The sequence below is a fragment of the Methylomusa anaerophila genome (assembly GCF_003966895.1).
Classification (GTDB): domain Bacteria; phylum Bacillota; class Negativicutes; order Sporomusales; family Sporomusaceae; genus Methylomusa; species Methylomusa anaerophila.
The window spans coordinates 3,948,238-3,962,384 of record NZ_AP018449.1; the positions used below are offsets into that span (position 1 = coordinate 3,948,238).

14 protein-coding genes are annotated in these 14,147 nt (G+C 41.3%); all 14 read left to right on the forward strand.

From position 1 onward, the window contains the following. Positions 1 to 61 precede the first annotated feature (61 nt). The 14 genes from dxs to MAMMFC1_RS17965 all read left to right on the forward strand — a co-directional run bounded on the left by dxs (position 62) and on the right by MAMMFC1_RS17965 (position 14,143). Positions 62 to 1,954: a 1-deoxy-D-xylulose-5-phosphate synthase gene (gene dxs / locus MAMMFC1_RS17905; protein ID WP_126309818.1), complete on the forward strand. Its 1,893-nt coding sequence runs from the start codon at positions 62 to 64 to the stop codon at positions 1,952 to 1,954. After that, positions 1,951 to 2,769 (forward strand): TlyA family RNA methyltransferase, encoded by an 819-nt coding sequence (locus tag MAMMFC1_RS17910; protein WP_126309819.1) that lies wholly within the window; start codon positions 1,951 to 1,953, stop codon positions 2,767 to 2,769. The genes dxs and MAMMFC1_RS17910 overlap by 4 nt, the downstream gene beginning before the upstream one ends. A 13-nt stretch (positions 2,770 to 2,782) precedes the next feature. Next, positions 2,783 to 3,640 carry an NAD(+)/NADH kinase gene (locus MAMMFC1_RS17915; RefSeq protein ID WP_126309820.1) on the forward strand — a complete coding sequence of 286 codons (858 nt, stop codon included), beginning with the start codon at positions 2,783 to 2,785 and terminating at the stop codon, positions 3,638 to 3,640. Then, positions 3,603 to 4,220 carry a tRNA (mnm(5)s(2)U34)-methyltransferase gene (locus tag MAMMFC1_RS17920; RefSeq protein ID WP_232035516.1) on the forward strand — a complete coding sequence of 206 codons (618 nt, stop codon included), beginning with the start codon at positions 3,603 to 3,605 and terminating at the stop codon, positions 4,218 to 4,220. The genes MAMMFC1_RS17915 and MAMMFC1_RS17920 overlap by 38 nt, the downstream gene beginning before the upstream one ends. 196 nt (positions 4,221 to 4,416) lie before the next feature. Next, positions 4,417 to 4,869, forward strand: coding sequence for an arginine repressor (gene argR / locus MAMMFC1_RS17925; protein WP_126309822.1), 453 nt, complete (start codon positions 4,417 to 4,419; stop codon positions 4,867 to 4,869). A gap of 62 nt (positions 4,870 to 4,931) precedes the next feature. Next, entirely contained in the window at positions 4,932 to 6,680 is a 1,749-nt protein-coding gene (gene recN / locus MAMMFC1_RS17930) for a DNA repair protein RecN (RefSeq protein WP_126309823.1), read from the forward strand. A gap of 290 nt (positions 6,681 to 6,970) precedes the next feature. After that, positions 6,971 to 8,380, forward strand: coding sequence for a SpoIVB peptidase (spoIVB, locus tag MAMMFC1_RS17935; RefSeq protein WP_232035521.1), 1,410 nt, complete (start codon positions 6,971 to 6,973; stop codon positions 8,378 to 8,380). Positions 8,381 to 8,501: 121 nt separating this feature from the next. Continuing rightward, positions 8,502 to 9,275 carry a sporulation transcription factor Spo0A gene (spo0A, locus tag MAMMFC1_RS17940; protein WP_126309824.1) on the forward strand — a complete coding sequence of 258 codons (774 nt, stop codon included), beginning with the start codon at positions 8,502 to 8,504 and terminating at the stop codon, positions 9,273 to 9,275. A gap of 122 nt (positions 9,276 to 9,397) precedes the next feature. Further along, positions 9,398 to 10,102, forward strand: coding sequence for a hypothetical protein (locus MAMMFC1_RS17945; RefSeq protein ID WP_126309825.1), 705 nt, complete (start codon positions 9,398 to 9,400; stop codon positions 10,100 to 10,102). A 224-nt stretch (positions 10,103 to 10,326) separates the two neighbouring features. Then, the gene (locus tag MAMMFC1_RS22750) at positions 10,327 to 10,458 is read left to right on the forward strand and encodes an NUDIX hydrolase (RefSeq protein WP_269471848.1); all 132 of its coding nucleotides are present in this window, start codon (positions 10,327 to 10,329) and stop codon (positions 10,456 to 10,458) included. Positions 10,459 to 10,534: 76 nt separating this feature from the next. Then, on the forward strand, positions 10,535 to 11,173 hold the full coding sequence (spoIIM, locus tag MAMMFC1_RS17950; protein WP_126309826.1) for a stage II sporulation protein M: 639 nt from the start codon (positions 10,535 to 10,537) through the stop codon (positions 11,171 to 11,173). Between the two features lie 182 nt (positions 11,174 to 11,355). Continuing rightward, positions 11,356 to 11,562 carry a hypothetical protein gene (locus MAMMFC1_RS17955; RefSeq protein ID WP_126309827.1) on the forward strand — a complete coding sequence of 69 codons (207 nt, stop codon included), beginning with the start codon at positions 11,356 to 11,358 and terminating at the stop codon, positions 11,560 to 11,562. A gap of 153 nt (positions 11,563 to 11,715) precedes the next feature. Beyond that, positions 11,716 to 12,603: a site-specific tyrosine recombinase XerD gene (xerD, locus tag MAMMFC1_RS17960; protein ID WP_126309828.1), complete on the forward strand. Its 888-nt coding sequence runs from the start codon at positions 11,716 to 11,718 to the stop codon at positions 12,601 to 12,603. Positions 12,604 to 12,943: 340 nt separating this feature from the next. Next, a complete protein-coding gene (locus MAMMFC1_RS17965) occupies positions 12,944 to 14,143 on the forward strand; it encodes a phosphopentomutase (protein WP_126309829.1) in 1,200 nt (399 codons plus the stop codon). Positions 14,144 to 14,147: the final 4 nt, after the last annotated feature.

The following is a 14,147-nucleotide window of genomic DNA, read 5'->3' on the forward strand; positions in this document are numbered from 1 at the left end:
TGCTTTACGGTAGTAGTTGAAAGAACAATCGTATGCGAGTTGGGAAAGCAGGGATACGGGCTTGAGCGAGTCGATACTTGATACTATATACGGACCGGAGGATTTAAACAATCTTTCGATTATTCAATTGGAAAAGCTGGCAGGCGAAATCCGCGAGCTTCTTATACACACAATTGCCCATAATGGCGGACACTTGGCGCCAAATCTAGGTGTAGTGGAACTTACAATTGCCCTCCATAAAGTTTTTCAGTCCCCGAAGGACAAAATTGTTTGGGATGTGGGCCACCAAGCATATGTACATAAAATATTGACGGGCCGGCGACAGGATTTCTCTACATTGCGACAGTTTGGCGGTATCAGCGGGTTTCCCAAGCGTTGTGAAAGCGAACACGACGTTTTTGGTACGGGGCACGCCAGTACATCTATTTCATCCGCTCTTGGAATCGCCTTGGCGCGTGATATATCCGGCGATAAATACAATGTTGTTGCAGTTATCGGTGACGGCTCACTCACCGGCGGACAAGCCTACGAGGCTTTAAATCACGCCGGACATTTAAGAACGAATTTGACAGTTATATTAAATGATAATGAAATGTCAATTGCGAAAAATGTTGGCGCTATATCTGAGTATCTCGCCAGAATACGAACTGCTCCTACTTATTCAAAGGTTAAACATGATATCGAATATTTACTGCGGCGAATTCCCGCCATTGGTGACAGCGTACTGAAAACCGCGGAACGGGTTAAGGACAGTCTGAAATATTTATTAGTACCAGGAATCTTGTTTGAAGAACTTGGCTTTACCTACGTGGGACCAATCGACGGTCACAACCTCAATACATTAATGGAAGTGTTTTATACAACTCGGAGTGTAAATGAACCTGTCTTAATACATGTAATCACTTGTAAAGGCAAAGGATATTCCCCCGCTGAGCGCAACGCCGATATTTTCCACGGTGTTGGGCCATTTTGCGTTGAGAGTGGAAAAGTACATAAAAATGGATCCACACCAAGTTATACGCAAGTGTTTGGAGATACTTTAGTCAAACTGGCTGAAAAAAATAAAGACATTATTGCGATTACTGCGGCTATGCCGGAAGGTACTGGCTTGAAAAAATTTGCTTCTTTGTTTCCGGACCGGTTGTTTGATGTAGGAATCGCCGAACCACACGCGGTAACACTGGCGGGAGGCATGGCAACTCAAGGGAAAATACCGGTGGTGGCAATTTATTCAACTTTTTTGCAACGAGCCTATGACCAGGTGTTACATGATATTTGCCTGCAGAATCTGCCGGTTATTTTCATCCTGGACCGGGCCGGTATTGTAGGTGAGGATGGCGCAACCCATCACGGTGTATTTGATTACTCCTACCTGCGCCCTATTCCTAATCTGACGATTATGTCCCCCAAAGATGAAAATGAACTGCAGCATATGCTGTTTACGGCCACGACAATGTCTAAACCTGTTGCTATACGATATCCTCGCGGGTGCGGCCCGGGAGCTGAATTGGAGCCGAAAATACAGATGATCGAATCCGGAAAATCGGAATTACTCAGACCGGGTACGGATGCAGTTTTTTACTCCATTGGAGCCATGGTGGAGCCAAGCCGGGCTGCCGCAGAACTTCTGGCAAATCGCGGTATTCATGCCGCAGTTGTAAACGCCAGGTTTGTCAAACCTCTTGACGGGGAAATGCTGCGTAAACTTTCCCATGATTACGGTGTAATAATAACCGTAGAAGACAATGTTCTGGCTGGAGGTTTTGGTACTGCGGTTTTAGAATATATGAATACGCAAAAATTTAATTGGGTTAAACTATTGCGGCTAGGTTTACCTGATGAGTTCATACCCCATGGGCAGCGCAGCCTGCTGCTTGAACATAACGGCCTTAGTCCTGAACGGATTGCAGCAAGTGTTGAATCTTTTGTTAAACACTCTGGAGCTAAAGGATGAGTCAAGAAGGCACAAAAGAGCGATTGGATATTTTGCTGGTAAATAAGGGACTTGTTTCCAGCCGCGAAAGAGCCAAAGCATATATAATGGCCGGCCTGGTTATAGTTGATGGCCAAAAAATCGACAAGGCGGGCACACCTGTGCCGGAGTCGGCCACTATTGTTATTACCGGCGATAGTATCGGTTATGTCAGCCGCGGCGGATTAAAACTTGCCAAGGCACTTTCACATTTCTCCATAGATCTGACTGGACAAGTAATGGCTGATGTGGGCGCTTCCACAGGTGGATTTACGGATTGCGCTTTAAAGCATAATGCTAAAAAAATTTATGCAATTGATGTAGGTTACGGACAGTTGGCTTGGTCCCTGCGAACTGATAAACGTGTCATCAATATGGAGCGTACCAATATTCGTAATGTAACTGTCGGCGATTTAGGCGAGTATCTGGATTTTGTTTCAATTGATGTAGCTTTTATTTCTTTAGATAAGGTATTGCCAATTGTAAAGACACTGCTCCATGCCGCCGGAAGGATAATTGCCCTTGTTAAACCACAGTTTGAGGCTGGTAGGGAAAAAGTTGGCAAAAAAGGGGTTGTAAAAGATCCTATAGTTCATATCGAAGTCATCACCAAAGTGGTTACATGTGCCCGAAATTTGAATTTAGCGCCTTGGGGCCTGACTTTTTCACCGGTTAAAGGTCCGGAAGGCAATATAGAGTACCTGTTGTATCTGGCAAACAATTCTACCGTCGATGTTATGGATTCGATGGTAATTGAACAAGTTGTTGCCGCTGCTCATGCCAGCTTAACAGGATAATGGAGGACACACCGTGTTAACTGTAGGAATGTTTCCTAATATTAAAAAACAAAACATTCATACTGTATTGGACTGGCTGATGCAATATTTTAAAGAGCGAAACGTGCGGGTTCTGCTGCCGGAAGACGCGGCCAAGGAATTAAATTACCCTCGTTTGGCTTGCGATAAGGATGCAATTAAGGAAGAGATCTCGTTAGCCATTACATTAGGCGGCGATGGAACTCTGCTTAATACTGCCCGTGAAATTGCGCCGGAAGGAATTCCTGTATGCGGGATCAACATGGGACAACTAGGTTTTTTAACTGAAATTGAGCTGCCGGAGTTAAGCACTGCTCTTGATAAGCTGATTAAAGGAGAATATTCGGTTGAAGAGCGCTTGATGTTGACTGCCGTTGTCATTCGCCAAAATCAGCAATTATACATTTCTTCCGCCCTTAATGACATTGTCGTGACGAGGGGTGGCCTTTCCCGGATGATTAGGCTGGAACTATTTATCGACAACGAATTAACAGCAAAATATTCGGCAGACGGGCTCATAGTTGCCACTTCCACCGGGTCTACAGGTTATTCCCTCTCTGCCGGCGGTCCCATTATAAATCCGCAACTTAAAGTTATTGTTATTACCCCCATATGTCCACATACTTTGCAAACTCGCTCGTTAGTAGTTTCAGAAAATGAAGAAATTAGAATTAGCATGCAAGCTACCAATCATAATGATATTATTCTCACGATAGACGGACAAACCATTTATAATCTGCTGCCCGAGGATACGGTTGTCGTCAAGCGTTCACCTTTCCGCTCCAGATTTATCCGCTTTGCCGGCAAGAGTTACTATGAAGCCTTACGTACTAAATTGCGCCGGGGAGATTGAGATGGAAGTTGTTAACGCGCTGCGTATGGCCCAAATCTTAATCCGTGCCAGACTTAAAACAGCCAGGTGTGTCGTTGATGCCACCGCCGGAAACGGTAAAGATACCTTGTTTATTGCGGCAAATACCCCGGCAGATTCAACCGTGTGGGCTTTCGATATCCAGGAGCAAGCACTCCGTAAGACTCGTGAATTACTATTTCAAAATGGTTTTGATTCTAAGGTTAGATTGATAAACGACAGTCACGCTAAAGTTAGTTATTATATCGGTACAGCTATTGATGCGGCAATGTTTAATCTCGGTTATTTGCCAGGAGGATCACACGCCATAAATACTCAGCCGGAAAACACTATAGCAGCACTGAGTCAGATTTTATCTCAATTAGTAATCAGCGGCATAGTGACAATTGTAGCCTATCCGGGATACGAACACGGTCTAACCGAAATGGCGGAAGTGAGTTACTTTCTGAATCAATTGCCGCAAAAAGAGTATTGCGTTGCGTGCTGGTCAATGGTTAACCAAATCAATCATCCACCATTGTTGTATATAGTAGAGCGTGTTTCTGAAAACACGCAACCTTAGTTTATAGAGGATGGTTCAAAATGTTCAGATGCTAGGCGCGACGACGATTCTGTGTAGATCATACTCTGGCACTAGTTTGCACGGGGACGTGAGTGGAACAGTACAAGGAAGTACGTGCAGCGAGCGCCCGCAGGAGCAACAACGCAGATGAGCGTTTTGAACCATCCTCTAGTAGAAAAAATAGGGAGTGAACTAGGTGAAGGGCCTACGTCACGCGAAAATTAAAGAAATAGTGGAACGACATGCAATTGAAACTCAGGAGGAACTGGCGGATGCGCTGCGTAAACAGGGAATTGAAGTGACCCAGGCTACCGTATCCCGTGATATTAAAGAATTAATGCTAACCAAGGTTCCTACCGGAGAAGGACGGTATCGGTATTCTTCTCCACCTGAACACAATATTATGCTTTCCCAATCCAGACTGGAACGAACATTTCAAGACTCAGTAATTGCCATTGACCACAGTCTCAATATCGTAGTTCTCAGAACGGTGCAGGGAATGGCTCCAGCTGTTGCTTATACGATTGATTATGTCAAATGGCCGGAAATCATCGGTACAGTAGCAGGCGAAGATACTATTTTTGTACTGGTGAAACCGGCAGAAGCAGCGCTTGACATTGTTAAAAAATTTCAGTCGCTAATGCAATAACCTAAACTCACTTTTTGAATTTGGGGCTACTAAAAGCCGGTCAAAATTAGGGAGAGGGAAATATGCTTAAATCATTGACCGTTACCAATTTTGCGCTTATCGAGCATGCCAGCATTGAGTTTGGCTCAGGTCTTAATATTATTACCGGTGAGACAGGGGCAGGAAAATCCATTCTCATTGACGCTTTAACAGCAATTCTGGGAGAGCGAACTTCAACAGAATCCATACGTTCAGGTGCTGATTACTTGCGAATTGAAGCTGTTTTCCACCTATCCCAGTATCTGAGTGTAATGACACTTCTTGATGAACAGGGAATACCAAGGGAAGAAGACGATACACTGATTATCAGCAGACGGCTTACACGGAGTGGAAAGAATACTGTTTTAGTGAATGGTTGCCAGGTGACATTAGCTATTTTAAAAAAAATCTGCGAAAAGCTGGTGGACATGCATGGCCAGCATGAAAACCTGGCATTGTTAAAACCGGAAATTCATCTGGATTTAGTTGATAATTATCATCCGGATTTAAAAATAATGCTGCAAGAATATAAGCGGCTATATAGGTTATGGCAATCTGTCAGCGATGAGTTGACAGTAATCAAAATCGGCATGCGAGACCGCCTTCAGCGCCAGGACTTATTAACATGGCAAATACAGGAAATCGCTGCGGCAAATCTTTCTCCCGGCGAAGATGAAAAATTGGAACAGGAAATTCGCGTCTTGTCCAATGCGGAAAAAATTGTTAACGCCACTAAACGTTCATATATGATACTTAGTCAAGGGAATAAGGGATTTAGCGGAATTTTATCATGTCTTGCAGAAATTAAACGGGATTTGGAACAAATAACTAAATATGATTCAAAGCTTGAATCACAATTGAACATAATTACCGAGAGTCTCTACCAATTGGAAGAGGTCTCTTCCGTACTGAGAAATTATGAGGATTCTATCGAATTTAATCCCGGTAAACTTGCCCGTTTGCAGGAACGGTTAGACTCAATGCACAAACTTAGAAAAAAGTACGGGACAACAGTTGAAGATATATTTTTATATTACAATCAAGCGGTAGAAGAACTTAATAATATTGGCGATTCAGATCATAAACTGGAAGAACTGGAAAATAAGTGTAATTCGCTGGAAAATGACTTAAGGCGGCTTGTTGATGATCTTGACCGGCTAAGACGTGAATCGGCAAAAAAACTTGCTGATCAAGTGACCGGACATTTAAAGGAATTGGGAATGCCCAAAGCAGATTTCATTATTGAAGTTAAAAAAACAGAAGAGTTTTCCAGGAATGGTTGTAATGAAGCGGTCTTTTTATTCTCCGCCAACCCGGGTGAAGACGTTAAACCCATTGTCAAAATTGCTTCCGGCGGAGAATTGTCGCGTATAGCTTTAGCGATAAAAACGGCTTGTGCCCAGCATGATGAATGCGGCATAATGGTCTTCGACGAAGTGGATGCGGGTATTGGCGGACAAACTGCACAAATTGTGGGAGAAAAAATCGCCAGAATCTCAAGTTTTTCCAAGCAGGTAATTTGTATAACCCATTTGCCGCATATAGCCTGTATGGCTGACACCCATATATATATCAGTAAACTGCTTGAGAATGAAAAAACAGTTACGCAAGTTGAAGTTTTATCTGAGAAAGATAGAGTAACGGAACTTGCTCGAATGCTATCCGGTGAAGTCACCCGCTTGTCCCATGAGAACGCAGCCCAAATGCTTAAATCAGCAAGAGATAAGAAAGATGCGCAGCGTCTTGAAGCAGGAAAAAGTAATCTATTGTTTCGCCTTCCCGAAAAGTTATAAATTCTATTGGGAAAATTCCAGGAAGCTGTACTTTTTGTAATTGAAAAAAAGAATTTTGGAAAAATGAAGCGCAAGCATAAGCTTGCGTTTTATTTTTTAAAAAACCGATTAAAATGAACTTCCAATACACCTTATCCCAATTTGACCGGAATAATCCTACTTAACATCTGGACATTCTATTTTTACAAGATTAAATTGTCCAATAATTTTATTGTAATATGGGAAATTAATAAAAATTTAATGAAAGGCGGAGTTGTAATTGTGGGAAGAATGTAAGTAAGTAGGGAGTGATGAAAGAAAATATGGCAAGGATAAAGCAAGATTCCCGCTGGCGGACCATTTGGGCAATGTTAATTATTATGGTAATTATCGCATTTTGTCTTTCACCACAATTTCGCAGTATTTACGGACTTCCTTTGCATATGAGGATTATTGAAGGGGAAACAGCTCTTCTGGATGTAAACTTTCCAATGACTGTTAGTGTCAAACATAGTGATCCGAGTATACGGATACAATCTTTCCCAGCCGTGTTACCAATATTAGCGCTGTCACGACCCATTTCTTTTGAGCCTGTAAAATTAGGTCAATCAACAATAGAATTCAAACTTTTGGGAATCATTCCCTTACGTACAGTGCTGGTAGATGTACTGCCACCTGTAAAATTAATTCCAGGAGGTCACTCAATTGGTGTTGTTCTAAGGTCTCAAGGTGTAATTGTAGTAGGCAATTCACCTATTCTCACAATGTACGGGCAATACGTGACCCCCGGCAAAGATGCAGGTATAGAGGTTGGGGACGTAATAATCAGTATTAACGGTACTCCCGTTCAGAGTGACACACAAGTAGCCGAGCTAATTGATGACTGCGGCAAAAAAAATCAAAAAGCAGACATATTTATAAAAAGAAATGGTGGACAATATCACGTTACTATATTACCTGCATTATGCAGTGATACAAAACGATATCGAATAGGCTTATTTGTCAGAGATAGCGCCGCCGGTGTAGGGACATTAACATTTTATGAACCCAATTCAAAAATTTTCGGTGCTTTAGGCCATGTAATAACCGACTCAGATACAAATCAGCCAATTGATTGTGAAGAAGGGAAAATAGTATTGGCGACAGTGTCTGGTATTCAGCATGGCAAGCGCGGACAACCTGGGGAAAAAATCGGGGTATTTATTGAAGAAGATCAGCTTTTAGGAAATATTCGTAAAAATACTAATTTTGGCATATATGGAGACTTGCATACTCAGCTACAAAATGATAAATACCCCGATGCTCTCCCTGTAGCGTCTATGAGTCAGATTCAGTTAGGGCCCGCTGAGATGTTAACTGTGGTTGACGGACAAACAATTGAAGAGTTTAGTATAGAAATACAAAAGATTAATATGCAGGATGCGCCTGAAAGTAAAGGATTAGTCATTAAGGTTACCGATCCCAAACTTATTGAAAAGACCGGAGGAATTGTTCAGGGAATGAGTGGCAGCCCTATTATTCAAAATGGGAAAATCGTAGGAGCTGTAACACATGTATTTGTTCATGACCCAACATCCGGGTATGGTTGCTTTATCGACTGGATGTTGATGGAAAGTGGAATTCTGCCCAAAAAGGAACAGCAAACAGCTAAAAAACTCTTTACAATCAAAGAAAAATATTATAGACTTGGCACAAAAGCCAAGTCTTTTTGTTTTTTCTAATAATGGAACAAATTTAAGTTTGATAAAATTTGGTTTTTTTTTCCATTCAAGGAAGGAACTGCTGCTTGTTTGTCGAATAAGATTTAATATACTTAACAATGATTTAGCAAGGAGGATGCACATGATAAAAGAATCAATTAAAGTGGCGATTGCGGATGACAACAGAGAGTTTTCCGACATATTGCAAGAATGTATAGTTCGCGAACCGGATATTGAATTGGTTGGTATAGCTTATAACGGCGAACAGATTTTATCAGTTATTGAAGATAAGTCACCAGATGTAGTTATTTTGGATATTATTATGCCGCATTTAGATGGAATTGGAGTTTTGGAAAGAATTAATGCATCCTGCAATAAACGTCCCAAGATCATAATGCTGACTGCGTTTGGCCAGGAATCAATTACTCAGCGTGTGATGGAACTCGGTGCGGATTATTATGTATTGAAGCCATTTAACATGGAAGTGCTGATCAGCAGAATTCGGCAACTGGCTGGCACAATAACATCCCAGCGGCCGGTGGTAGCGCAAGCAATTAAAGCCCGCCCGATGGATGTGGAGGTCACCAACATCATCAGAGAAATTGGCATACCCGCACACATCAAGGGTTATCAATACTTGCGGGATGCCATCATGATGATTGTTTCCGAGGTAGAATTGCTTGGCGCTGTAACTAAGGTTCTGTACCCCATGATTGCCGAGAAATACAATACCACGCCCAGCCGCGTTGAAAGAGCCATTCGCCACGCAATCGAGGTGGCCTGGAATCGCGGCAACATTGAAATGATAAATAAACTATTCGGGTATACAATAAAATTGGACAAAGGAAAGCCTACCAATTCAGAGTTTATGGCTATGATCGCTGATAAGCTACGAATGGAAATGCGGGTAAGTTAGTTAACAGGCATACTGAACAAACCCTGCTCACCCATACAAAGAAGGGTGTGGCAGGGTTTATCTTTATTATACTGCAGGATTTTTCTAGTTGATAATGAATAGATTATTGGGGAGAACGGCATATGAATCATACTGAATCTTTTTTACAACAACTGAAACAACTGATAGGGACGAAGAGAATTAAATTATTCCTGGGAGAATACGGAAGCGGTAAAACTGAAATTGCCGTCAACTATGCTATCAAGCTTAAACAGCACGGCCTTGATACCGCTATAGTTGACCTGGATTTAGTCAAACCATATTTCCGCACCAGAGAAAGCCGGGAAGTATTGGAAGAATTCGGAGTTCGCGTTATTGCGCCAGACTATAGACTTTCCCATGCTGATTTACCTGTTTTGCCCGCAAACCTTGATCAGCTGCTTTTACAGCAGGAAATGCATGTGATTATCGATGTGGGCGGTGGTGAATCGGCAGTTGCTTTGGGACAACTGAAACGATTCCTTTCTGAGGATGTATATCAGGCTTTACTTGTTGTAAATACCAAGCGACCTTTCACCAACAATATTGACGGGATCATTAATGTAAAGAATAAACTGGAATGTGTATCCAGGCTGAAAATCGACGGAATTGTTGCAAATACAAACTTGGGAGAAGCAACTGAAATTCAGGATATTGTGAACGGTTTATCGCTCATCGAAGAATCCGCTGAAAAACTGAAGCTTCCTATTCTTTGGGTTACCACGCCGGATTGGTTAGCAGAGAAAGTTATCAGCCAATATCCATTACTTTCGATTAAAAGATACACACGATATCCTTGGATGGAGTAATTACGAAAAGCATGACATACCACAATTTCTAATGCATATTTTTATTTATCATCTCTTGTATAGTGTTATACTGCTTACACAGATTTTCTAAGTGAAATTTCAAATGCTTAATTGGGCCGACAAAATAATATCCCTTTATTGTTATTATCTCCATTTGGACATCCCTCCTTATGGAGGTAATATATGCTACTATATGGTACTTTATACCAATTGGAGGGCTGGGTATGAGTAATATAGAAAATCTTAAAGAACAACTGACTGAGTCAACGCGAACGTTTTCCGGAAAAGTAATTAACGTAAGATGTGATAAAGTGCTTCTTCCCAATGGTAATACCGGATTACGGGAAGTGGGCTAAAGAATAGTGGACAAATAGGTATAAAGATATTGGGGGCATCATATATTTTAGCAGGTTCAAGCTAGGAGGTACGCGAATGAATCTGCTGCGCAAATATATTGCTGAGTATATACGCACCAATATTGTTGCCTATTTTTTTATCACCTTAATTTTCGTTATTGGTGTAGTTGCAGGGGCAATGGCGGTAAAAACCTTGCCGGAAGAGCAAAAACTTGAATTAGTTGGTTACTTGCGGATTTTTTTTCAAGGTTTGGCGCAGCAACAGGGACTTACTGCCGACAGTCAAACTCTTTTATTTACAGCAATAATAAATAACGCCAAAGTAATTATATTAATGTGGTTACTTGGCTTTACCGTAGTAGGGATTCCTTTTGTCCTGTTATTAGTATGGGTACGAGGATTCGTTATTGGTTTTACTGTTGGTTTTTTAGTCAACGAATATGTTCTGAAAGGATTGTTATTCGCAATTGTCTCTGTTCTGCCACATAACTTCTTTACTGTACCTGCGATATTGGCAACCGGAGTGGCTGCAACGACTTATTCACTGCTGCTTGTTCGCCGCAGGTCATCTAGTAAACATAACTTATTATATATTTCTTTTTCATATTGCATTTTTTGCTTTATAATGATGGTTATTACTGTTGTTGGCTCCTTAATTGAAGTTTACGTTTCTCCTGTGTTTATGAAGATAATTGTTAGTCTTATGACCAAGTGAATAAAAAGAATTATATTATATAATAAGAAATATGGCTAAATCTCCAAGTAAAACAAGGGCAGGAAAAGAAGAAAGTTAGCATAATCAAAGTTTATGGGGCATAGTTATATAGCGTATACCAAGTATGATATTAAGTTAAGCCCGGGCTTGAAACTATAAACAAGGAAAAGGAGGGAGTAGCGATGATAGTGACGTTCATGTCCAACAGCCTTATAAGGCTGTTAAAGCTAGGCATAAAAGTCGCTTTATTGACGCTCATCATCTTCTACATTCTCCCCAAGCTTATGACCTTATTATGGGAAATTAACAATCCAGAATTAAAAATTCGCGAACGGCAGCTATTGGAAAAACCGCTTCGAGTTATAATAAATACCCAAACTACAGTATGACATATTTTGAGTGAAGATACAAAGAATTTCGAAAAAACCGGGAGAATTTCGATAGTCAAATAAAGGAAAAGTAAACTTGATGTTGAATATGACTAGCAGGGACAATACCGTCACCGCTAATAGGAAATCTGGTAAGAAAAAAGGGTGGTAATAATGGAATCGTATGTCAATGAATTTATAAACTATCTTGCAGTGGAGCGGGGATTGGCTCAAAACACTCTTGAATCATACGGAAGGGATTTGCGTCAATTTCAAACGTTTTTGCAAAATAGTGAGTTGGATTTCATAAAAAACTCAGATCGAGACACCATCCTAAGTTATTTAAATAGTTTACAATCGAAAGGAAGAGCAGTGTCAACAATCTCCCGTAATTTGGCTGCAATTAAGTCTTTTTACCAATATCTAGTACGGGAACGTCATATAGAAAAAGATCCAGCCGTTAACCTCGAATCCCCAAAGCTTGAGAAAAAGCTTCCTAAAATCCTTTCAATCAACGAAGTGGAAGAACTCCTTAAGCAACCTAATACCTTTCAACCTACCGGACTTAGAGATAAAGCAATGCTGGAATTGCTTTACGCAACCGGGATTCGAGTATCAGAGTTAATTAGTTTAAATATATCGGATGTTAACCTTGATATGGGATACATAAAATGCTATGGTAAAGGAGCCAAAGAGCGAATCGTCCCCCTAGGCTCCATAGCTGCAAAGTGTGTCCAGGAATTTATTACCAAGGGGCGACCTAAGCTGGTTCGCACATATGAAGAACCTTCTTTGTTTGTCAACCATCATGGCAATCGACTTACAAGACAGGGATTCTGGAAAATAATCAAGAAGTATGCCATGGAGGCTAACATCACAAAAGAAATTACTCCCCATACATTACGTCATTCATTTGCCACACATCTTTTGGAAAATGGCGCTGATCTCCGTTCTGTACAAGAAATGCTGGGCCATGCTGATATATCCACCACGCAAATTTACACCCATGTTACTAAAAATCGTTTGAAAGAAGTATATGATAAAGCCCATCCCCGCGCATAGATTAAACTTATTCTCCTAAAGGTGGGAACTGCTTAGAAACCGCCATCTGCGTCGTTGCTCCTGCGGTCCTCACTCCGACGTACAACCAGTACGCCTCCGTTCCGGTCCCCGCGCAAACTGTTATGCTCAGTTAACGAAATCAGAATCGTCGTCGCGCCTAGCATCTGACGATTTCTAAGCAGTTCGAGGCATTTGATAATCTGAGTAGATACGTGCATAATACATAATATTAAAATAAAAATAACTTTCAGGAGTCAAGAGTTGTCTCAAAGAATTCTGAATTCTGAATTCTGACTACTGAATTCTTGAACGGTAAATATACATAGGGGAGACATACAGCTTGTTTAAACGTATCATTATCATTGTGCTGGACAGTGTTGGAATCGGGGCGTTGCCTGACGCTCAGGAATATGGTGACGAAGGGACCAACACGTTGGTTCATATTGCGACGGCAAGAGGACGGTTAAACGTTCCTAACTTGGGAAGCTTAGGGTTGGGACTTATTGATTCAATTGCCGGCGTAGCGGAAAATATCATTCCCAAGGCTTGCTACGGGAAAATGGCCGAAATATCTAAGGGAAAAGATACAACCAGCGGCCATTGGGAGATAGCCGGCTGTCCGGTATTTAAACCTTTTCCCGTTTACCCGGAGGGCTTCCCTTTAGACGTGATCCAATTATTTACTAAGTACACTGGTCTAAAAGTACTTGGCAATAAAGCTGCTTCCGGTACGGAGATTATTTTTGAATATGGCGAAGAACATTTACGAACGGGTTTTCCTATTGTATATACGTCGGCTGATAGTGTCTTTCAGATCGCTGCTCATGAGGATGTTATCCCACTCAAAAGACTATATGAGTTGTGCACGATTACAAGAACCAAAGTTTGTATAGGTCAACATGCTGTTGGAAGAATTATCGCCAGACCGTTTATTGGTAGTTCTGGTCATTTTGTTCGTACCCCTAATCGTCACGATTATAGTCTGGAGCCTGCGGGAGAAACTATGTTAGACAGGCTTAAAGACGCCGGATTAAGTGTGATAGGTGTGGGTAAGATTGGAGATATATTCGCTCATCGAGGTTTGACCGAATCACATCCTACGAAATCCAACCAAGATGGTATGGAAACTACCACCATCCTTCTTAATCAAACGGAGAAACAAAAGCACAATAGTCTAATAATGGTTAACTTAGTCGACTTTGATAGTTTATATGGTCATCGCAATGATGTAAACGGCTATGCCGCTGCTTTAGAACAGTTTGATGAAAACTTAGGACAAATGCTGCCTTATCTAAAAGACGATGATCTATTAATTATTACTGCCGATCATGGATGCGACCCCACTGCAAATGGAACCGATCATACGCGGGAATACGTACCGCTGCTTGCTTATACTCCTAATTTGGCTTACAAGAATATTGCGGGTAAAGCATTGGGAATTCGTACATCTTTTGCTGATATCGCTGCTACTATTCTTGATAATTTTCATTTAACTCCTCTGCCGTATGGAAGCAGTTTCTTACACGACATCCCGGGGTGAAAAA

Bases quoted from the DNA above. Each gene is read 5' to 3' on its own strand.
- spo0A (WP_126309824.1), top strand. From the start codon at position 8,502: ATGATAAAAGAATCAATTAAAGTGGCGATTGCGGATGACAACAGAGAG.
- MAMMFC1_RS17955 (WP_126309827.1), top strand. From the start codon at position 11,356: ATGATAGTGACGTTCATGTCCAACAGCCTTATAAGGCTGTTAAAGCTA.
- recN (WP_126309823.1), top strand. From the start codon at position 4,932: ATGCTTAAATCATTGACCGTTACCAATTTTGCGCTTATCGAGCATGCC.
- spoIVB (WP_232035521.1), top strand. From the start codon at position 6,971: ATGAAAGAAAATATGGCAAGGATAAAGCAAGATTCCCGCTGGCGGACC.
- MAMMFC1_RS17945 (WP_126309825.1), top strand. From the start codon at position 9,398: ATGAATCATACTGAATCTTTTTTACAACAACTGAAACAACTGATAGGG.
- xerD (WP_126309828.1), top strand. From the start codon at position 11,716: ATGGAATCGTATGTCAATGAATTTATAAACTATCTTGCAGTGGAGCGG.
- MAMMFC1_RS17910 (WP_126309819.1), top strand. From the start codon at position 1,951: ATGAGTCAAGAAGGCACAAAAGAGCGATTGGATATTTTGCTGGTAAAT.
- MAMMFC1_RS22750 (WP_269471848.1), top strand. From the start codon at position 10,327: ATGAGTAATATAGAAAATCTTAAAGAACAACTGACTGAGTCAACGCGA.
- MAMMFC1_RS17920 (WP_232035516.1), top strand. From the start codon at position 3,603: ATGAAGCCTTACGTACTAAATTGCGCCGGGGAGATTGAGATGGAAGTT.
- spoIIM (WP_126309826.1), top strand. From the start codon at position 10,535: ATGAATCTGCTGCGCAAATATATTGCTGAGTATATACGCACCAATATT.